Genomic DNA, 21,389 nt, shown 5'->3' with positions numbered 1-21,389 from the left:
GATTCAATTAATGGGGTACACTATCCAACAAAATGGGGGCGGCTCACAAGCCCACCCCCATGAATCCAATTACTTTTTGGCGCCCGCCTTCAACAAGGCGGCACCTAATGCCCCCATCGGGGCCTCACGACCACCCTGATCGGATTTATGTTTTTTGCCAGAGAGCCCTTTTCCGGCTCCCCGCTTACTACCAGTCTGTGCAGGGGCAGAAGTCGCCTGTTCACTGGCGTTGTCTTCCAACCGCATACTTAGCCCGATACGTTTGCGTTCAACATCGACTTCCATCACTTTCACCTTGACGATATCGCCCGCCTTGACCACATCACGGGGATCCTTGACGAAAGTATTGGAGAGCGCAGAGATATGCACCAATCCGTCCTGATGCACACCAATATCGACGAAAGCACCGAAATGCGTCACGTTGGTAATCACACCTTCCAGGATCATGTCCGGATTCAGATCGGTGATTTTCTCTACGCCATCCTTGAACGTCGCCACTACGAATTCGGGACGGGGGTCTCTGCCAGGTTTATCAAGTTCTTTCAGGATATCGGTGACCGTCGGCAAACCAAATCGCTCATCAACGTAATCGGCAGGATTCAGCGTCTTCAAAAAAGCACTATCACCAATCAACGTACCCTCTGCATGGTGCGTTGATTCAGCAATACGCGCGACCACCGGATAGGCTTCAGGGTGAACTGCCGAGGCATCCAGAGGGTTATCACCTCCATTGATACGCAGGAAACCAGCACACTGCTCGAAGGTTTTGGGTCCCAGGCGGCTGACATCCAGCAAATTGCGACGATCCTTGAAAGCGCCCTGCTGATCACGGGTGGTCACAATACTTTCCGCCAACAGGGTATTCAACCCGGACACACGGGCCAGTAGTGCTGATGAAGCGGTATTCAGGTCAACACCTACGGCATTAACACAGTCCTCAACCACTGCATCCAGCGTGCGGGCCAGCTTCAATTGAGAAACATCGTGCTGATATTGCCCAACACCAATGGATTTGGGGTCGATCTTGACGAGCTCGGCCAGTGGGTCCTGCAAACGACGCGCAATGGAAACCGCTCCACGTAAAGTGACATCCAGCTGAGGAAATTCCTTTGCCGCATATTCAGAAGCGGAGTAGACAGAAGCCCCTGCTTCACTGACAACCACTTTGGTTAACGAACGCCCGTTCACACTGGGTACGCCCTTGACCAATTCCTGCGCGAGCCTATCCGTTTCGCGGCTGGCTGTTCCATTACCGATCGCAATCAACTGTACATTGTGTTTCAGACAGAGTGCCTTGAGTACTGCCAGTGCATCTGCCCAGCGGTTATGCGGCGGGTGCGGATAAATGGTGGCAGTATCCAGCAATTTACCGGTGCCATCCACAACGGCGACCTTGACACCGGTACGTAGCCCCGGATCAAGCCCAAGTGTAGCCCGCTCACCTGCAGGGGCGGACAGCAATAAATCCTTTAGGTTATCGGCGAAAACATCGATGGCAGACTGCTCGGCATGTTCACGCAAGCGTGTGAAAAGCTCGGTTTCCAGACTTGTATAAAGTTTGACTCGCCACGTCCAACGGACAACCTCAGCCAACCAGGATTGTGCGGATTTATCACCCGCAGTACGGCCTTTGGTCGCCGCGGGCAGTATGATGCCAACACGCTTGGCAATAATACCTTCGGCAGGATGACGCAAGGCTTCTTCTTCCCCCGGCAAACGAATGGAAATACTTAGAATTCCTTCGTTGCGACCACGGAACATGGCAAGTGCGCGGTGGGAAGGGACTTTGGCTACCGGCTCACTGTAATCAAAGTAATCGGAGAACTTGGCGCCCTCCTGCTCCTTACCGGGGACCACCTGCGCGGTAACTTCCCCTTCCTGCCACAGGCGTTCACGCAGTATATTCAGCAACTCAGCGTCTTCAGCAAAGCGCTCCATCAAAATCTGCCTGGCACCATCCAATGCAGCCTTGGTATCAGACAGGGCAAGACTATCGCCGTTTTCGGCCACCATGGACTGAGATGCGGCCACATAAGGCATAGCCTCTGCTTCCGCATCAAGGGAGGGGTTAGCCAGCAAAGCATCCGCCAATGGCTCAAGACCGGCTTCACGTGCGATTTGCGCCTTGGTACGGCGCTTTTTGCGAAATGGTAGATAAAGATCTTCCAAACGCTGTTTGGTATCAGCCTGCCGCAGTTGGTTTTCCAGAGCGGTATCCAGTTTTCCCTGCTGACGGATTTCATCGATCACCGCTTCACGGCGCTGTTCGAGCTCCCGCAGGTAACGCAGACGTTCCTCAAGTTCACGCAGTTGCGAATCATCCAATGCCCCCGTGACCTCCTTGCGGTAACGGGCGATGAAAGGCACGCTGGCCCCTTCGTCAAGAAGCTCAACCGTGGCCTTGACCTGCGAGAGACGAATACTGAGTTCTTCTGCCAAACGCGGAAAAATGACCTGAGCGTGATCGGCACTTTGCTGCTTATCCATGGCTACCAAATATGTCTGAAGATGTTTTATCCAAGGGCGTGTTAACAGCAAGTGGTTAACCTGCATCACGCCTCAAACGGGCACACTAAGCCACATGCGCTTATTACAACGCAAGTACTGCATGCATGGCTCAGCTTTTCCATGTGACGCCCCTGCAAACGGCTTTCGAGGCGCCACAGTCGATATAACGTACTGAATTAGAGCATGTTTATTTAAAAAGGCCAACTTGCGGCCGCCTCTGATGCAGTTGTACAGACACCCGGGCATGTACACACACCCATGCGTGTTCAGGCACTTATCACTTGCATGGACGGCTCACGCAGGCATTAGTGTAACATCGGGGAGGGCTCGTCCGGGTTTTCAATCAGGCTCTCGACATCTGCAGCATTAAAGACGTAGCGAGTATTACAGAAATGGCACTGCGTATCGATTTCGCCTTCATCCTTAATGATGCCACGAAGTTCATTGGCGCCAAGGCGATGAAGTGCCTGAGCAAAACGCTCACGCGAACAGGTGCACCCAAATGCCAAGGCAGAAGGCTCATACACACGTGTTTTCTCTTCATGAAAGAGGCGGAAAAGAATATCCTTCGGTGTAAGCGCCAGCAGCTCTTCAGGCTTGATGGTGTCCGATAGCATCACAATCCGATTCCACGCATCCTGATCGCTCAGGGTTTTGTCTTCTGGGAGTTTTTGAACCAGAAGCCCCGCTGAGCGTTGCCCATTGGAGGCCAACCATAAACGGGTGGGCAATTGCTCGGAACGCTCGAAGTAATCTTCCAGACACTGCCCCAAAGTCGGCTTGTCCAATGCCACAATACCCTGATAGCGCTGCCCTTCCTCGGGATCAAGCGTGATCACCAATTGCCCATTGCCGAACAGGCTGTTGAAGGTGGGATCTTCATTGCTTGCTGACTGAAGCGCTGTCACTTTCTCTTCATCATAACGTGCAATCGCACGCAAACGTTGGGCTACACCCTGTGAACCGGGGTTGGATTCAGCCATCAAAAGCGTTACCGGGCCTTCACCACGCACTTCGAGGCTTAGAATCCCATTCAGTTTGATGGTTTCAGTCAACAACGCACTCGCCGCCAGTAACTCACCCAACAGGCGGGCAACCGGTGCCGGATACTCATGGCGTGAGAGTACCTGCTGATATGTGTCGTCCAACTGAGCGAGTTCTCCTCTTACACGCGTGTCATCGAAGGTAAAACGCTGAAGGCCGTCAAATACTGTATCTGTCATAACATAAATTCCATAGAGAGGGTGATAACGCAAAGTGAGCGAGATATCACGGTTATTTCATGGCATGAAAAACATCCTCTATGCAGTATGCTGCGCCTGTATTAGAGGACAAATGGCGTTTGGCTCACTTTAAAAGGATTTTCCACCATTCACTGCTGTGAACAATAACCGCACGAATACTACGCTTTAGTCATCAAACCCTTGCCGCTGAAAACGTTGAATTTCACGGCGTGACTTTTTATCCGGACGATGTTGCGGCGCACGCATGCTTTGCTGAGCCATTTTGCGCAATTCGGATTCATGGGCCCGACGCGCCTTGCTCTCCTCGGTTTCGCTGTAAAGGGTACGTGCATGATCGGCATTACGACGCTGATCACTCAAGGCAATGACTTCGATATCCATGACATCCCAGCCCTGTGGGACCTGCAGGATTGCCCCCACCTGTACCTGTTTGCTGGTACGGGTACGTTCACCATTGTAATGAACCTTTCCCCCTTCAATGGCCTTCTTTGCAAGCGCGCGTGTCTTGAAGAAACGTGCAGCCCACAACCATTTATCGAGTCGAACCTGTTCCATGTTTGCTCCCAACAAAGGCCCTTCGCGAAAACCGATCAATAAGCGAAGGGACATAGCGCATCGGCTTTATTGCAAGGCAGGATGTGCCTCAACATCTCTGGGTGAATACTTCCTATATGGGGATGATGATGCCAATCAGCAAGGGCTTCAGTAGATCACATATCTGGAAACCATGATCATGCCGCCAAGGTTGAACTCCCGCCGCCAGGAAACTCGTGCTATGGTGTCATCAACGTCGCCAGGCTAACAACGACTGATCTATCTCACTGAATGGTTGGAATTACGGATTGGCCAGGAAGATAGCGAGTGCCCTTACCTTACCAACGCACCCTGTTCTCACGGAATATCAGATGCCGAATCATCCTCCCAAAATTCTGGAATGCCGCCATGTAGCTGACTCACGCCTCTTCCATATAGAATCGCTGGACCTTGAATTTTCCAATGGGGAGCATCGTACGTTTGAACGGCTTGCAAACAGTAACCACCATGCAGCCGTAATGATCGTTGCCGTGCCGGACGACGAACATTTCCTGTTGGTCAGAGAATATGCCGCTGGATTCGAACAGTACCTGCTAGGGCTACCCAAAGGTTCCGTCGATCCGGGGGAGAATCTTGTTTCTGCAGCCAATCGCGAGCTTAAAGAAGAGTGCGGCATGGGGGCACATCAAATCGAAGCATTGAAAGAGATTAGCCTGGCACCCAACTATATGTCCCATCGCATTACGGTCATGCTGGCACAGGATCTGTATCCAGACTCATTACCTGGCGATGAACCCGAGCCATTGGAAGTCATCCGCTACCCCTGGAGCAAACTGGATGAACTGTTGGCTCGCGATGATTTCCATGAGGCTCGCAGTATTGCAGGCCTCTATCTGGCACGTAAATTTCTGGATGAGATGAAAAAGGGGAGTTCAGCCGAGGAGCAACGGAAATCGTATCCCTGGTAATAACGTGTACAACCTTCCGCAACGTTTCCGATCAAAAATGGAACGTCAGCTCAAGAGTGAAAGTCAGTAACCCCGCTATAACGATAAGATGGAGGGCTGGCAAGCAGGATATCCAACACATTCATAACGCTTGCAGTGTATATAGATAGCAGATTACATAAACTGACATGGTCTTCGCATCATGTTTGGATGCTACAAGGTTCACTCTAGTGAGGTGATAGAAAGCAAGGTCTCTGCATATTATTCAAAAGCGTCTGTCAATTCAGAACAATTATAAAAGGAATGAGAATGCAATTATCGACTCGGGATGACTTACCACTTCTACGTCGCCTATTTTCCATCAAAGGACGAATGGCACGCTTACCCTATGCAATAATAGGTATTATCTATGCCATCATCGGTTCAGTGCTTGTTCGCATTTTCAATACTCTGCACCTGTTACCGATCAACATCACACCTACCACTCCTCCACTAACACATACAGAACTTGCCATATGCATCTTCTGGTCATGTTGGACCTTCCTGGGTTTTCTTATCTATCTCTTCTCTACTATCCGAAGGCTTCACGACTTGAATATGAATGGTTGGTGGGTATTGGGTATTCCACTACTCGATGGCGCTTATGTTCTTCTCACGATCCTGATAGGCGGTTCATCTCATGGCATTCATTACTCAGCCTCATTTTTTGTTGTACTGGCGCTGATTCCTGGCTCTCAAGGTAAAAATAAATATGGCCCCTCTCCTGCCTTAAAAACCTCCATCGGATCATAAAAAAGCCTGCCCATGAAAAAGGGCAGGCTACGTAAATCAATCAGCGAAAAGAACGAAAAAGCACCATTTGCTTAGCGGGACTCCAACGCATCATAGTCACGTACTGCACCACGATCCGCTGAGGTTGCCAGCATGGCATAGGCTTTCAGGGCACCACTGATTTTACGAGTGCGCTCAATGGAAGGTTTCCATGCCTTGTCGCCTCGTGCTTCCATTTGTTCACGGCGTGCGGCCAATTCGGAAGGCTCCAGCAATACATCGATGCGGCGCGAAGGAATATCGATCCGAATCATGTCACCGGATTCAACCAGAGCGATGGCACCTCCCGAGGCTGCTTCGGGGGAAACGTGGCCGATTGAAAGACCAGACGTACCGCCGGAGAAACGGCCATCAGTCAACAAGGCACACTTTTTACCCAACCCTTTGGACTTCAGGTATGAGGTGGGATACAGCATCTCTTGCATACCGGGACCACCCTTGGGCCCCTCGTAGCGAATAACGACAACCTCACCCTCTTTGACCTTGCCACTGAGCACATGCTCAACAGCCTGATCCTGTGATTCAACCACGTGGGCCGGACCTTCAAACACCAGAATGGAATCATCTACGCCCGCAGTCTTCACCACACAGCCATTTTCGGCAAGATTACCAAAGAGCACCGCCAAGCCACCTTCGTGCGAGAACGCGTGCTCCATATCGCGAATACAGCCATGGGCACGGTCGCCATCGAGATTAGGCCAACGGCTATCCTGAGAAAACGCCTGTTGGGTACGCACCCCACCAGGGCCCGCCTTATAGAATTCCATGACTTCCGGTGAAGGGTTGCGCATGATATCCCAGGTATCAAGGGCTTCGCCTAGTGTCTTGCTGTGCACAGTTGGCAAAGTGGTATTCAGCACACCTGCGCGATCCAGCTCACCCAGAATCCCCATGATACCGCCGGCACGGTGGCAATCTTCCATGTGGTATTTCTGCGTATTGGGCGCCAGCTTGCACAACTGGGGTACTTCACGGGAGAGTTTATCGATATCCGCCAGTGTGAAGTTCACTTCGCCTTCCTGCGCCATGGCCAGCAAATGCAGAATGGTGTTGGTCGACCCCCCCATGGCGATATCCAGCGTCATCGCGTTTTTGAATGCATCGTAATTGGCGATCGAACGCGGCAGTACGGACTCATCTCCCTCTTCATAATAACGGCGTGCCAGATCCACAATACGGTGCCCTGCTTCTTCGAAAAGGCGGCGACGGTCCGCATGAGTCGCCAGCATGGAACCGTTCCCCGGCAGAGCCAGCCCCATGGCTTCGGTCAGACAGTTCATCGAGTTGGCCGTAAACATACCTGAACAGCTACCGCACGTGGGGCAGGCACTGTTTTCGACTTCATTCAGCGTAGCATCATCCACACTGTCATCAGCGGCCATGACCATGGCATCCACCAGATCCAACCCATGATCAATGAGTTTTACCTTGCCAGCTTCCATGGGACCGCCCGACACAAAGATAACCGGCACATTCAGGCGCATGGCCGCCATTAACATTCCGGGAGTGATTTTGTCGCAGTTCGAAATACACACCAAGGCATCGGCACAGTGGGCGTTCACCATGTATTCGACGGAATCAGCGATAATATCGCGTGAAGGCAGTGAATAGAGCATGCCATCATGCCCCATCGCGATGCCGTCATCTACGGCAATGGTATTGAACTCCTTGGCAACACCTCCGGCCTTTTCGATTTCCCTCGCTACGAGCTGCCCCATGTCTTTAAGGTGAACATGGCCGGGGACGAACTGTGTAAAGGAGTTGGCCACCGCAATAATCGGCTTTTCAAAGTCTCCATCCTGCATGCCTGTCGCCCGCCATAAGGCACGGGCACCTGCCATATTACGACCGGCGGTCGATGTTCTTGAACGATAGTGACTCATCAAAAGCTCCTCATCACGGCCCGATTTATGGCCGACACTGCCTGTTTTAACGATTTGAATGTCTATTACCTGCCAAAGCGGTTGTGTGCTCCGTTCACTGCGCTTGTACGTTCTCTTGTCTCTTTCCGGCCATTGTTGTGGGAAAACACTTGAACCTGTATATCCGATGCATTGCCTGAAAGTAGTGGCAAAATGTGATCAGTAAAGAGTGACGTGGGGGAAATATCAGGAGGCGCCCCTCACTTCATTTGGGAACTTGACCTTCAATATTGCCATAAAATCATAAAAGATAATAGAACAAAGTCACACACCATTTTATAGCAGCAACAAAAACTCAAAAAATTAGTATGTATAAAATATTATGCCCAAGCACCATCAAAATTTGGCACTATCAAAAGATAGAAAAAACCTTTCTGATCAAGACAATTTCATGTACATAAGAAGCGTGTAGTTTTCATTCCAGTGATCGGGTTGCGCCATGTCAAAACGTTATTTCAGGCTAAGGCCCTCACAACACGGTTCCCTGCAGGAAAAGACGCGTGAGTTATTACTTGAGGCGATTCACAGTGGTACCTTGCCTCCGGAGGCCGCCCTTCCATCCTGCCGACAATTGGCAGCGCAACTGGGGGTATCGCGCAATACGGTAGCAATCGTGTATGAAGGACTGGTAGAAGACGGTTATCTGATCAGCCGTCCGTGTAGCGGGTATTACCTGAATGCAGCATATACGGAAAGCTTTGCAGGAGGCCCACTGAGCGGCCTTGCTTCGTCACAAGATCGCGCAAACGTGAGTCGCGCTGAATCTGACGATGCCATCACCGATTATTCCACTCCTTCATTGCTGGCGCAGACTCGTGCTGTATGGCAGGCTTCTCCTGAAACAAGGCTCGCGTCTCATCCTGTAAATACTTCAAACCTTACCCCCTCCAGACCTCATCACTCACAGGACACTTCTTCTCTCGATGTCTCAGGAGAAGATGCATCAGGAGAAACAGCAGCGCATACCCTGAATATTGAACGGCATGGCAATTCCCCTCATGCCAGTTCTGACAACTGCTCAGCTACAGCGTACAGGAACCGGAAAAGCCAGCCTGAAAAAGAGGTGATAAAAGTATCATCCACACGCAATGAAGCTCCCATTCAAGAACCTGCAAGAGTATGGCGGGATACAAGAGGGCCCACCTCCCAATCCAGCGGAGATACCTCCGAACGGTGTGACACTGTTGATTGGCAACAGCGCTTTTCTCATCAGCCAAGTATCTATACGAGCGTGCCTCGCCCCAGCCGGTGGAACGCTTACCCTTTCCCCTTCATTTACGGACAACATGAAGTGGAGCGCTTTCCTTTGGCTGAATGGCGAGTCTCTGCGAGACGCCTGCTGGATGAACGACAGGACAAACGGTGGCTGAACGATAGTTATGATCAGGATGATGCAGCGCTGATAGAACAATTGCGCACTCGTATTTTGCCCAGACGCGGCATCATGGCAGAGAGCGAGGAGATTCTAATCACATTGGGGGCTCAAAATGCCCTGTTCCTGATCGCCCAATTGTTGTTTACACACAAAACACAAGTGTCGATAGAAAACCCGGGATATCGGGATGCCTTCAATATATTCAGTCGTCAGGGTGCACAACTGGATTTTTGTACGGTGGATGAACAGGGCATCACATTGTCTGAAACCAGCAAAAACAGCCACTATCTCTATGTGACACCCAGCCAGCAGGTCCCCTGCGGTATAAGCATGAGTCCCGAGAGACGGCAGGCCCTATTGGATCAGGCGGTGTGCCATGACCAGATTATTATTGAAGATGACTACGATGCGGAATTGAAAATTGCTCAGGCGTCCCTACCCGCTCTGAGAAGCCATCCGGAGGGGAGCCGCGTCATCTACCTGAGCAGTTTTTCGAAGACTCTCTCGCCCGGCCTCCGGTTAGGCTATATCGTGGCAGATGCAGAGTTGATTGATGAATTGAGAGCATTACGCCGGCTGATGTACCGACACCCTCCTACCTCATTACAACGGCAATTGGCGCAATTCATTGCACAGGGACATTTCGACCGCTGCTTGCGTCATCATCAACAGGACAACTGTCAACGATGGTCACTGCTGGAACAGGCGCGCCAGCACTATTTACCCGACTGCCAGCGTATCAGCAGCGAATATGCAAATGCCTTTTGGCTTAAAGCTCCTAACGGTTGCGACACTGAACAGCTTCGTTGGCGGGCAGCGCACAAAGGCGTATTAATTGAGCCGGGGGCTTACCACTTTTTCACTGATGATAAAGACTACTTCGCCAGACAATTCATGCGACTGGGGTTTGGTGCCATACAGGAATCCCGCATTGATGAGGGCATTCGACGACTCGCCGAAGCCCTGCATACATTGTGAATTACCCGCGAGTTATTGGCTCAGAAGCAGTTTACAGATGAATATCTGACAGCGCTTCATCTATAATGCTCAGCCCCTTTTGAGCTTCTTCCTGCGTGATAATGCAAGGCGGCACCACATGAAGGCGATTACCGGCGACGAAAGGCAGTAATCCACGCTGGATCAGCCCTTTCTTGAAAGCCGCCATGCGGGTATCGTCCAATGGCTGACGTGTTTCAGGATCACTGACCAGCTCCAGCGCATGGAAGACACCCACTCCACGGGTTTCACCTACAACCGCATGTTTATCTGCCAGTGAGCTTAGCCCCGGTGTTAAAACCTCTCGCCCGATACGCGCGGCATTTTCGACAATGCCTTCCTCTTTCATGGTATCTAATGTCGCTACAATAGCGGCCATCGCCAGTGGGTGCCCTGAATAGGTCAATCCACCATAGAAGAAGTGATCATCAAAGTAACGATTCAACCTGTCGGAGACCATCACTCCGCCGGCAGGCACATAACCTGAATTCACACCTTTTGCGAAGGTAATCAAATCCGGCACCACGTCAAAAAGGTCAAGTGCCAGCCAGCTACCGGTTCTTCCGAAACCTGCCATCACTTCATCCAGAATCAGGACAAGACCAAATTCATCTGCCAGCGCGCGTACTCCCTTCAAATACTCTTTAGGGGGAATCAGAATGCCCGCCGTACCGGGAATGCTCTCCAACAAAATGGCCGCAATGGACGCAGGGCCTTCGCATTCGATAACGCGGCGCAGGTGGTGCAAAGCACGCGTGCACTCTTCCTCTTCGTTTTTCGACCAGAACTCCGTGCGATACAAGTACGGATTGAAGAAGTGCACATGCCCTCGCGCAAATTCGTTGGGGACACGACGCGGATCTCCCGTTGCGACAATCGCGGACCCAGTGCTGCCATGGTAGGAACGATAGGCTGACAGTACTTTGTCACGCCCGGTATAGGCACGCGCCATACGAATCGCGTTTTCATTGGCATCCGCCCCGGCATTGGTAAAGAATACCTTTGAAAAATGACTCGGCGCATGGGAAAGAATGCGTTTGGCGGCTTCTCCTCGGGCATAGTTGGCGTGGGCTGGTGCAATGGTTACCAGTTCGTCAGCCTGCGCCTTGATGGCAGCGATCACCCGGGGGTGTTGATAACCGATATTGGTATTGACCAACTGGCTGGAAAAATCCAGATATTCCGTCCCGTCATAATCCCACAGGTGGCACCCACTCCCGCTTTTAATCACCAATGGGTCCAATGTTCCCTGAGTAGACCATGAGTGAAATACGCCCTGACGATCCAATTGTTTTACGTCTGCGTTGGTGATAGTTGAATCTGTATTATTCGAGTGAAGGGAAGCCATAACAACTCCTGATAGGTTGGTTTGATCAAGAGACAAGCTGAATCTACGAAAACATGTGATAGCAGGACATAAGCCACGCTCAATTACATGCCTGACGATCGCCTTTACCTGAAAACCATTTTTGTTGAATTATCGTTTCAAGTGATTGGTCTAGGGTATGGAAAATTGTGAAAAGGTGACAGGACAATATGACATCGAATTTGGGACAGTGTGAGACGACTTTTACTTGCACTCCGTTCACAAGCCGTTAAAGTCTTATTTATAAAAACATTTCAGCGTTATAAAAGCAGTACAGGTTTATAAAAATATCTCAGGCAATGGCCTGTATTGCTTTCCACTTCCCTTCAACCCTGGAGTCAAAAATGAGTCAGATTGTATTCATTACCGGTGCCACCTCAGGATTTGGTCGTGAGACCGCTCGTCGTTTTGCTGATGAAGGTTGGTCCGTTATTTTGACTGGACGTCGTCAGGAACGCCTGGACGAATTGAAAAAAGAGCTTGAAGCGAAGGTACCGGTTCACATCGCCAAGCTGGATGTGACCGATGCGCAAGCAGTAAAAGAGGTCGTCGAAAGCCTGCCGGCTGAATTCAAGGCCGTCAAGACACTGGTCAATAACGCTGGGCTAGCGCTCTCTCCTGCCCCATCTCAGGAGACGTCGCTTGAAGATTGGCACACCATGGTCGATACCAATATCAAAGGCCTCTTGAACGTGACGCATGCTTTACTGCCGATCTTGATCAAGACGGGCGCAGGTGCCTCTATCATCAATCTCGGCTCAGTGGCCGGCCAGTGGCCCTACCCCGGCAGCCATGTGTATGGTGCGTCCAAATCCTTCGTTAAACAATTCAGTTATAACCTGCGTTGTGACCTGCTGGGGACCGGTGTACGTGTCACGGATATTGCTCCGGGTATCGCTGAAACCGAATTCACCCTGGTACGTACCAAGGGGGACAAGGAAGCTTCCGATAAAGTCTACGCAGGCACCACACCGCTGACAGCAGGTGATATTGCTGACAATATCTTTTATGTGGCTACATTGCCGGATCATGTGAACTTCAATCGTCTTGAAATCATGCCAACGCGTCAGGCATGGGCGGGGTTTGCATTCGATCGTGACTGATCATAACGTGCAATGTTCAGGCAGAAATAACTGCCTATTTATATAGTCTGCGTGTCCTGATAGATACGTCAGTTTAAACAGATGAAAAGCGCAGAAAAAAACACAGCCATGGAAAGTGGCTGTGTTTTCTTTTTGTCATGCATTGTGGTGAACAAAGTGTTGGCTAGCGAAAGACCACTTTGGCAACGTCACGATACTGCGCCGCAAAATGCACTTTCATCCCCGCCTTGATGTAATCCGGTAGCTCTTCATAATCTTCCTGATTGGCTTTCGGAAGTACAAGCTCATGAATATCACTGCGACGGGCCGCAATGACCTTTTCACGAATACCTCCCACCGGAAGTACTTGCCCTGTTAGTGTCAGTTCGCCTGTCATTGCAATCCCCGGACGAATGGCTTGCTGCTTCGCCAATGACAATAGCGCTGTTGTCATGGTTACGCCTGCGGAGGGGCCATCCTTGGGAGTAGCTCCCTCCGGTACGTGAAGATGAATAAACGTTTTATCCCAACTATCCGGTTTAACCCCAAAGGATTTCAGATGGGAAAGCACGTAGCTATAGGCGATGTTGGCAGACTCCTGCATGACATCCCCCAGCTGACCGGTTAATTTCAGCCCATGATTCAGCGCATGCACTTTTGTGGCTTCAATGGGCAATGTAGCGCCACCCATGGATGTCCATGCCAGCCCCGTCACAACGCCAATACCTTTGAGTACTTTCTCCTGACGAAATACCGGCGAGCCCAGATACTCCTTGAGGTTCTTGATCGAAACCTTGACCGTTTCCTCCCCCTCAAGCAATTTAACCGCTGCCTTTCGAACGATCCGGTGCAGTTGTTTCTCCAGCTGACGCACGCCTGATTCACGCGCATAGCCTTCGATCATGGCTCTCAAGGCAGTATCTGTAAGATTGATACGTTTCTTCGGGATGTTGTCCCGTTTAAGCAATTTTGGCCATAAGTAGTGTTTGGCAATTTCCATCTTTTCTTCGGTAATGTAGCCTGCCAGACGAATCGTTTCCATGCGGTCCAGCAAGGGGCCAGGGATCGTATCCAGCTGATTGGCGGTACAGACAAACAGTACCTTGGAAAGGTCCACACGGACGTCCAGATAGTTATCGAGGAAATCAACGTTTTGTTCAGGATCAAGCACTTCCAGTAATGCTGAGGCTGGGTCCCCCTGATATGACTGGCTAAGCTTGTCGATTTCATCCAGCATAATCACCGGGTTTTCGACTTCGACCTCTTTCAATGCCTGAATGAGCTTCCCGGGCATGGCGCCCACGTAGGTACGGCGGTGCCCTTTTATCTCGGCTTCATCGCGCATGCCGCCCAGAGAAAAACGGTAGAACTCACGTCCCAGGGCTTCAGCAATCGAGCGTCCAATCGAGGTTTTACCTACACCGGGAGGCCCCACCAGCAGAAGAATAGAGCCACCGACGGAGCCTTTGAACGCCCCTTCTGCCAAAAACTCGACAATCCTGCTTTTCACGCCATCAAGACCATCATGATCCCGATCCAGTACCTTGCGCGCGTTACTTAAGTCCAGCTTGTCTTCCGACGTAATTCCCCACGGCATGGCGGTGAGCCAGTCAAGGTAGTTACGCGTAGTACCATACTCGGGTGAGCCGGTTTCCAGCACAGAGAGTTTGCCGAACTCATCATTGATACGTTCTTCCACACGAACGGGCACATCCTTGCCATCCAGCCGTTCTCGGAAAGTATCGATATCGTTCTCGCGATCATCTTTAGAGATGCCCAGCTCTTTTTGGATCACTTTGAGCTGTTCACGCAGGAAGAATTCACGCTGACGTTCCTGCATCTGAGCGTTTACCTGCTCGGATATTTCGCTTTGCAGTTTGGCTACGTCGATCTCCTTGCGCAGCAGCGGTAGAACACGCTTCATCCGCTCCAGCACCGGCAACGTTTCCAGTACCGATTGCAACTCTTCACTATCCGCAGAGGTGATAGAAGCCGCAAAATCAGTCAATGGGCCCGGTTCATTCGGACTAAAGCGATTCAGATACTGCTTGAGCTCTTCGCCATAAAGTGGATTGATCGGCAACAACTGTTTAATGCCATTAATGATTGCCATGGCATAAGCGCGCGTTTCATCATCCGTTTCATCGACGGGTTCCGAAGGATATTCCACTTCAGCCAGGTAGGGTGGCTTCCGCGACAGCCAGCGCACCACCCGAAAGCGTTTCAGCCCTTGTGACACGAACTGCATCTGATCCCCATCGGATTCTGCACGGTGCACTTTGACGGCTGTGCCTATGGTTGGAAAATCTTCCACTTCAGGTGCTTCATGGGTGATTTCACCGACATACATCAACCCAAGAGTATGATGCTCCCCTTCGGCAACCTCTTTCATCGTAGCTTCCCAGCGCTCCCGGCTCACCATCAAGGGCTGAACCTGCGCGGGGAAAAAAGGACGGTTATGAATGGGGAGTAAATAGATACGTTTGGGCATGACATCCTGAGCCCGCACAATTTGTTGATTACCTGCCTGCGCATATGCACTTCCCTGACCGGGTTGGGCATTGTTTTTATCACTTTGCGGCATCACAACTTCCTTAATAGACAAGAGCGTGCTTTATCACACGCATAGGTTATTAAGGGAGCTATGAGGGCAACAGGCCTCATTATCAAGTGCGTGCACTCAATATCAGATGAGTGGACTTTATCAGAGCACGTGCTTCAGAACATGAAGACGACCTTGTCAGCACACCCAATAAAATCATCTTTCATGCTCTGGCGGGCTTAGAAGAGAGAGAAGAACCGCTGGCCATTCACTTTCAGCTCACCATGACTGATAACCAGATTGATATCATCACTGTTATCTTCAGAACCACTGAGTGCTGATAGTGAGGCAGGAACATGGAGCACATCCAGATCACCGTGCAGGTGCTGGCGCCACCATGCAAGGCCGGCATCGGAATGAGCCGCTTCATAGGAAGTCGGAACACCGGAACGCCCATCGATGTTGATCAAACCGCTTAGTGTCACCGGCTGATCAAGGAACGGCGTTGTCAATGTGAGCTGGTTGATCCGTAAACGAGGCGATCCAGCCAAGATTGCCTGAATGTCGGGCCATGTACGCTGCAGGAACTGAGCCAGTGCCTGGTTCGTGGAGGGTACTTCAGGCGCTAATGGCCCTGAGTCGTGCACCTCGTCGGGTTGTTGCGAAACGGATGACGGGCCATTGAGCGGCTCACGTGAATACGCATTCACACTGGAAAGAAGCCGGGCCAATGCTGACATATCAATGTGGTCCAGAGTTTCATCCAGCTTCAAGCTCCCCAACGTTTTGCCTGCCTTTTTTTCAACATTGGTTTCTGAACGGCCCCTTTCTGCAAGACGAATGGATGCCAGAACATGATAAGTCAATTGCCCGTTTTTCCGAGATGCATTTCCTTGGAAAGAAAGATCCTGCAGAGAAATTGTATGGGACAAAAGCGGCAGCGGCAGGAACCCGGTCAGGGTAATTTCCCCTATTTCGGCCTTTTCCTGATAAAAGTCAGAGGCATCCACCTTGTATGCCTGATCGCTATGACCATGTTTAGCGGTAGTAAGCAAAGAAGCCAAGGTCCTATCCACATAATCATGCCCGGCCCCAGCGCGATAAATACGTTGGCCATCACCCCATTGCAGGGAGTGCCAGTGAATATCATAGATGACACGATCCCCTTTAACAGAAAAAGGGAGGTGAATACCTGTAGCATCCAGCGTAATCGAGTTGCCGGCCAATGTACGGTGAAGATCAGCAGCCTGTACCTCACCATGCACCGTGCGTGTCAGCTGGTTGATGGACGCATGAAACGTGGGTGCAGGATAATGGGCAAACAGGGTGGCAAAGTCGCAGGATGAGCCTGACCGGGAAGAGCGCCATTGTGGTTCAACGCGCCCATACACGGTGGTGTGGAAGACACCGTGGTGCACAACGAGAGGCAGCGTCACCTTATGGAGCGGAAAATTCGACTGAGCGGGAAACTCACCAACGACTTGCAGTGAAGAGCTGAATAGGCCTTTACTGACGGCAGTCCGATACCAATGAATATCGGTGGTTTGATTGAGGGTATGAAGCTCACGATCCAGATAGCGTGCAAACACATCACGACTATAGATCAGCGCAGCTAAATAGCTCATCAAAACGACGACAACGATAGCCAAACAGGCGGCGATTGCTCCCTTCTTTCTAACCCTGGATATCATCGTTTACTCCATCGACGCTTTGCAGAACCCAATACCAGCCATAATGACGACTCTTGTGCAGTGCACGGTGAAAATTATTCACTCGATCCATCATGTCAGGACGCTAATTCCACCACTGCCTGCTTTAATGCGGTGAAGTGTACTTCTGATACAAACTTCAGGACCAAAACATCCACAACACCAGATGCGTCAGGCACAGGGCAAAAACACCCGCCATGACATCATCCAGCATGATACCAAATCCACCAGTCACACGGCGATCAATGGTGCGGATGGGCCACGGTTTCAATACATCGAAAATTCTGAAAAATACAAATCCCAGTACGACAGCTTTCCACGAAAAGGGAACACCCCACAAGGTAATCCAATAGCCAACGAATTCATCCCAGACAATTCCTGAGTGATCATGCACGCCGATGTCGCAAGAGGTTCTGCCACATAACCAAATACCCACAAAAAAAGTGATCAGCAGAATAACGCTATAAATAGGGAGTGATAACCAGGAAAGACACCAATACAAGGGGATAGCGGCTAATGTCCCAAATGTACCGGGAGCAAACGGGGCGGCCCCGCTGCCAAAACCAAAAGCGGTAAAGTGGACAGGTGAGTGCCAAACACTTTTTGGCGTTCGGTTCATGTCAGTTGCTCACTCTTATCAAAATGATCCCATCCCTTGGCAACAAGTGGTTCTCCCTGAGGGGTATGGATCACCGGGGCAATCGCATCGTGCATGTGCGTTGAGCTTACCGGCGCCGCTTTCATACGACCGATGACATTAAGCGAGGCACCGCAGTTTGCCAATACCTGCTCTACATAATCCTTTAACTGCTCTGGAAGGGTGAAGAGGAGCTCATAATCATCCCCCCCATTAAGGGCAAGTTCGTATGAAGCAGATTCACCGACGCCGTTGATAAGCTCTGTAGAGATGGGCAAGCTTTCCGTATCCAGGACAGCACTGAGCCCGGATGCATGACACAAGTGAGTCAGATCAGCCAGTAATCCGTCAGAAATATCCATGGCAGCAGAAGCCATGCCTATTAATGCCTGACCTGCGGCTACACGAGGTTGGGGATAGAGGTAAGCTTGAATGAGGGGATTATCACCAATGTTGCGTTGACCGGCTTGCCATTGCGCCAATCCGCCTGCGGCATTGCCCAACGCTCCAGTGACGGCAATGAGATCCCCAGCCTTGGCAGTGTCTCTCCGCAACGTAGCGGTCGGGTCATTTTCCCCCATGACCGTAACGGAAATCGCCAGCGCCCCGCGCGTGACATCCCCCCCCACCAGCGTCATCCCATTCTGACGGGCCAAAGAGTGAAAGCCTTCACTGAATTGTTCCAGCCAGATATGATCGGTGCGATCCAGCGTCAGGGCCATCAGGCACCAACGCGGGCGGGCGCCCATTGCCGCCAAATCAGAGAGGCTCACCGCCAGTGCCCGATAACCAATCGCGTGGGCGGGCGCATCCGCTGGAAAATGCACTCCAACAAGTGAAGTATCTACACTGACCGATATTCCCTTTTCAGGCGATGGCTCCAACAAGGCGGCATCGTCGCCTGCATGGATTAATACACCACTACCGGGAACCGTACCGCTGGGGTAACCGTCACGACGGCCGGGTGACCGGTTGCCCGCACTCAATAAATGCCGTTTGATCAGATCGAACTCACCCGTCATGGCAAGTGCCGTTAGCGCCTGCGCGCCTGTACTTCGATTGGGCGAAGTGATGTCGCCAGCTTGTCGAGAATACCATTGACGTATTTGTGACCGTCAGTTGCTCCGAATTCACGTGCCAGCTCGATACATTCGTTGATCACCACACGATAAGGGACTTCCTGACGCTCCATGAGCTCATACGTACCCAAACGCAAGATAGCCAATTCGATAGCATCCAGCTCACCCAAAGAGCGATCAAGCAAGGGCACCAGTTTTTCATCGATGGCCTGCCAGGATTTACCCACGCCCTGCAGCAATTTATGGAACAGTGCGAGATCAGCGATCCCCATCACTTCAACCCAGTTCTCCGATTTAAGCATATCATCATCGGCTTGCTGGCTACGGAATTCCACTTCGATAGTGGTCAGGGATTTTTCACGGTGCTGAAGCTGCCACTGGTAAAGCGCCTGTACGGCCAATTCACGTGCGGCATGGCGGGCAACCTGTGCACTATTTCCTTTTTTGGAGCGACTATTCTTGCCGGCGGATGATTTATGCGCCGGTTGCTCCGCATGATCATTACTCAAAGGTTCACCCTTGTTTGTTTCACTACTTGACTGACTCATCCAGCACACTCCGCACACACTTTACATGCTTCCAATCGTGTTGTATCCGACACATTGTGTTCAAAACAGCGTGCCCAAACACCTTGATCTGAAAATTATAACTGACAACAGTGACTTCTGATCACTTTGTTTTTCCAACCGATATCATACCCTGTTATTTGTACGGATATGTATTCGGATTTTCATCACTGAAGATTTATTCGAAACGATTCAGCTTGATCGTCATGCGCCAATCGTCACCAACAGCGCGCATTGACGTAATGTCTACTCGCTTCTGATCAGCCATTCGATTGATATCGATTCCCAAAAGCGGCCTGCCCGAGCTTCCCAGCAAGGTAGGCGCCATATAGATCACGCATTCGTCTGCTAGCTCTTCCTCGATAAACGCACCCGCCAGGGTCGCACCAGTTTCAACAAGTAGCTCATTACATTGCTCTTCCCGGGCCAAATATTTCAACAACCCTTTTAAATCAATGCGTTCATGAGTACTCTCCGGAACGGCCTCATCAGATGGGGTCGGCTGGTGAATCAGAGGTTTGGCATTAGCGAGGCCTGTTTCACTCCATGAAGCCGCATGATCCGCTGAAGTCACCTGCAGCTGCCGAAACTGCCCAACACCCTGTTGATAAAGAATTTCCGCACCGGCTGACTGAAGAGCCTTTATTCGCTGTGCATCCTGACAGCACGTTACCACAAGTGTTCGACCTGGTTGCTGTATTACCTTGGCATTCACGGGTAAACGAAGCTGTGAATCGACAATGATCCTAAGGGGTTGACGATTCATGAGAGGATGATGACATGAGTCATGATCATTCCCCTCCTGTTGTTTCAGACGCACCGTCAAGCGGCTATCGTCAAGAAGAATACTGCCGATCCCACTCACTATAGCGCTCGAACGCGCACGGATGCGCTGGACATCTTCACGCGCAGCCGCACCGGTGATCCATTGGGACTCACCACTTGCCATAGCCGTACGACCATCAAGGCTCGATGCCAGTTTGATCCGAACAAAAGGCAGGCCATATTTCATCCGGGAAATAAAGCCCGGATTAAGGTCTTTGGCGGCTTGCTCACACACGCCCACCGTGACATCCATTCCAGCCGCTTTACAGCGCGCTATACCTCGGCCAGAGACTTCAGGGTTCGGGTCCTGCATGGCCACGACCAGACGGGTAATACCAGCGGCCACCAAGGCATCAGCACAGGGGCCTGTACGCCCATGGTGTGAACATGGTTCCAGGGTGACATAAGCGGTAGCCCCTTCGGCCTGCCCCGCCGACTTCAGCGCATTAATTTCCGCATGGGGCTCACCTGCCCGTTCATGCCACCCTTCCCCGATTATTTGCCCATCCCTGACCAATACACAGCCTACGCGCGGATTGGGCATAGTGGTATAACGCCCTTTCCATGCCAGCCGTATAGCTCGGGCCATAAAGAATTCGTCGTTATGGTTCACCAAACGTGGAGGGTGAATATTGGAAGTGGCAGAGCTTGCGTTATCCGACATGCAGCTCTGTTGATCATCCGGATTACTCATCATGAGTCGTTACATCCCCAACAGGCAGCGGGTCTCGTTCCACCGCCGGCGTATTTGAAGTAAGCGAAGGCGAGACGGGTTCTTGAGTGAGACGATCAATCTCGGCCCTGAACTCAGCAACATCCTCAAACTTGCGATAAACGGATGCAAAGCGAATATAGGCCACCTGATCCAGTCGCTTGAGCTCACGCATTACCTCTTCGCCGATGTCTCGCGCGCCTATCTCGCGTTCACCACGCGCACGAATGCGTTGACGGATATGTTCCATCGAGGCTTCGATTCGCTCGGAAGGCACTGGGCGTTTTTCAAGAGAACGCATCATCCCCGCGCGCAATTTAGCCTGATCAAAGCTTTCACGCGTACCATCTCCCTTGACCACACGAGGCATCACCAGTTCAGCAGTTTCATAGGTGGTAAAACGCTCCCCACAACTAAGGCATTGCCGACGCCGACGCACCTGATCACCTTCCGCGACCAGCCGGGAATCACTGACCTTGGTTTCCTGAGTGCCACAAAAGGGACAATGCATGGG

At 51.3% G+C, this 21,389-nt stretch carries 16 protein-coding genes; 4 read left to right on the top strand and 12 right to left on the bottom strand.

The genetic code is table 11. The annotated features are described in order from the left end of the window. Positions 1–69: 69 nt before the first annotated feature. The 3 genes from LMG33818_RS05480 to LMG33818_RS05470 all read right to left on the bottom strand — a co-directional run bounded on the left by LMG33818_RS05480 (position 70) and on the right by LMG33818_RS05470 (position 4,307). Positions 70–2,487, bottom strand: coding sequence for a Tex family protein (locus LMG33818_RS05480; RefSeq protein ID WP_442322599.1), 2,418 nt, complete (start codon positions 2,485–2,487; stop codon positions 70–72). A 326-nt stretch (positions 2,488–2,813) separates the two neighbouring features. Further along, on the bottom strand, positions 2,814–3,731 hold the full coding sequence (hslO, locus tag LMG33818_RS05475; RefSeq protein ID WP_442322361.1) for an Hsp33 family molecular chaperone HslO: 918 nt from the start codon (positions 3,729–3,731) through the stop codon (positions 2,814–2,816). Positions 3,732–3,917: 186 nt separating this feature from the next. Further along, a complete protein-coding gene (locus tag LMG33818_RS05470; RefSeq protein WP_442322598.1) occupies positions 3,918–4,307 on the bottom strand; it encodes an RNA-binding S4 domain-containing protein in 390 nt (129 codons plus the stop codon). 350 nt (positions 4,308–4,657) lie between these two features. Here LMG33818_RS05470 and nudE point away from each other — a divergent pair, with 350 nt between their 5' ends. Beyond that, positions 4,658–5,254 carry an ADP compounds hydrolase NudE gene (nudE, locus tag LMG33818_RS05465; RefSeq protein ID WP_442322360.1) on the top strand — a complete coding sequence of 199 codons (597 nt, stop codon included), beginning with the start codon at positions 4,658–4,660 and terminating at the stop codon, positions 5,252–5,254. Between the two features lie 288 nt (positions 5,255–5,542). Then, positions 5,543–6,025: a DUF805 domain-containing protein gene (locus tag LMG33818_RS05460; protein ID WP_442322359.1), complete on the top strand. Its 483-nt coding sequence runs from the start codon at positions 5,543–5,545 to the stop codon at positions 6,023–6,025. A 71-nt stretch (positions 6,026–6,096) separates the two neighbouring features. Here the strand turns inward: LMG33818_RS05460 and ilvD are convergent, their stop codons facing one another. Further along, positions 6,097–7,947, bottom strand: coding sequence for a dihydroxy-acid dehydratase (gene ilvD, locus LMG33818_RS05455; protein ID WP_442322358.1), 1,851 nt, complete (start codon positions 7,945–7,947; stop codon positions 6,097–6,099). 478 nt (positions 7,948–8,425) lie between these two features. Here ilvD and LMG33818_RS05450 point away from each other — a divergent pair, with 478 nt between their 5' ends. Further along, the gene (locus tag LMG33818_RS05450; RefSeq protein ID WP_442322357.1) at positions 8,426–10,339 is read left to right on the top strand and encodes an aminotransferase-like domain-containing protein; all 1,914 of its coding nucleotides are present in this window, start codon (positions 8,426–8,428) and stop codon (positions 10,337–10,339) included. 31 nt (positions 10,340–10,370) lie between these two features. On the opposite strand, the gene LMG33818_RS05445 is transcribed toward LMG33818_RS05450, so the two are convergent. Further along, positions 10,371–11,705 carry an aspartate aminotransferase family protein gene (locus LMG33818_RS05445; RefSeq protein ID WP_442322356.1) on the bottom strand — a complete coding sequence of 445 codons (1,335 nt, stop codon included), beginning with the start codon at positions 11,703–11,705 and terminating at the stop codon, positions 10,371–10,373. A 362-nt stretch (positions 11,706–12,067) separates the two neighbouring features. Here LMG33818_RS05445 and LMG33818_RS05440 point away from each other — a divergent pair, with 362 nt between their 5' ends. Beyond that, complete coding sequence (locus LMG33818_RS05440; protein WP_442322355.1) at positions 12,068–12,826, top strand: SDR family oxidoreductase; 759 nt, start codon at positions 12,068–12,070, stop codon at positions 12,824–12,826. A 163-nt stretch (positions 12,827–12,989) separates the two neighbouring features. Here the strand turns inward: LMG33818_RS05440 and lon are convergent, their stop codons facing one another. The 7 genes from lon to nrdR all read right to left on the bottom strand — a co-directional run bounded on the left by lon (position 12,990) and on the right by nrdR (position 21,386). Further along, positions 12,990–15,389 (bottom strand): endopeptidase La, encoded by a 2,400-nt coding sequence (lon, locus tag LMG33818_RS05435; protein ID WP_442322354.1) that lies wholly within the window; start codon positions 15,387–15,389, stop codon positions 12,990–12,992. 197 nt (positions 15,390–15,586) lie between these two features. Next, the gene (locus tag LMG33818_RS05430) at positions 15,587–17,038 is read right to left on the bottom strand and encodes a DUF945 family protein (RefSeq protein WP_442322353.1); all 1,452 of its coding nucleotides are present in this window, start codon (positions 17,036–17,038) and stop codon (positions 15,587–15,589) included. 157 nt (positions 17,039–17,195) lie between these two features. Continuing rightward, positions 17,196–17,675 carry a phosphatidylglycerophosphatase A family protein gene (locus tag LMG33818_RS05425; RefSeq protein ID WP_442322352.1) on the bottom strand — a complete coding sequence of 160 codons (480 nt, stop codon included), beginning with the start codon at positions 17,673–17,675 and terminating at the stop codon, positions 17,196–17,198. Next, the gene (thiL, locus tag LMG33818_RS05420) at positions 17,672–18,715 is read right to left on the bottom strand and encodes a thiamine-phosphate kinase (protein ID WP_442322351.1); all 1,044 of its coding nucleotides are present in this window, start codon (positions 18,713–18,715) and stop codon (positions 17,672–17,674) included. The genes LMG33818_RS05425 and thiL overlap by 4 nt, the downstream gene beginning before the upstream one ends. 11 nt (positions 18,716–18,726) lie before the next feature. Next, complete coding sequence (nusB, locus tag LMG33818_RS05415) at positions 18,727–19,320, bottom strand: transcription antitermination factor NusB (RefSeq protein ID WP_442322350.1); 594 nt, start codon at positions 19,318–19,320, stop codon at positions 18,727–18,729. Positions 19,321–19,516: 196 nt separating this feature from the next. Continuing rightward, the gene (ribD, locus tag LMG33818_RS05410; RefSeq protein WP_442322349.1) at positions 19,517–20,860 is read right to left on the bottom strand and encodes a bifunctional diaminohydroxyphosphoribosylaminopyrimidine deaminase/5-amino-6-(5-phosphoribosylamino)uracil reductase RibD; all 1,344 of its coding nucleotides are present in this window, start codon (positions 20,858–20,860) and stop codon (positions 19,517–19,519) included. Beyond that, entirely contained in the window at positions 20,850–21,386 is a 537-nt protein-coding gene (gene nrdR / locus LMG33818_RS05405; protein ID WP_442322348.1) for a transcriptional regulator NrdR, read from the bottom strand. Before nrdR ends, ribD begins: the two co-directional genes overlap by 11 nt. Positions 21,387–21,389 lie beyond the last annotated feature (3 nt).

Origin of the sequence: Cernens ardua (assembly GCF_051251085.1) — a bacterium.
GTDB classification, from domain to species: Bacteria; Pseudomonadota; Gammaproteobacteria; order Pseudomonadales; family Halomonadaceae; genus Cernens; species Cernens ardua.
Note: the sequence above shows the minus strand (reverse complement) of the source record. Positions and strands in the feature narration are given on the sequence as shown.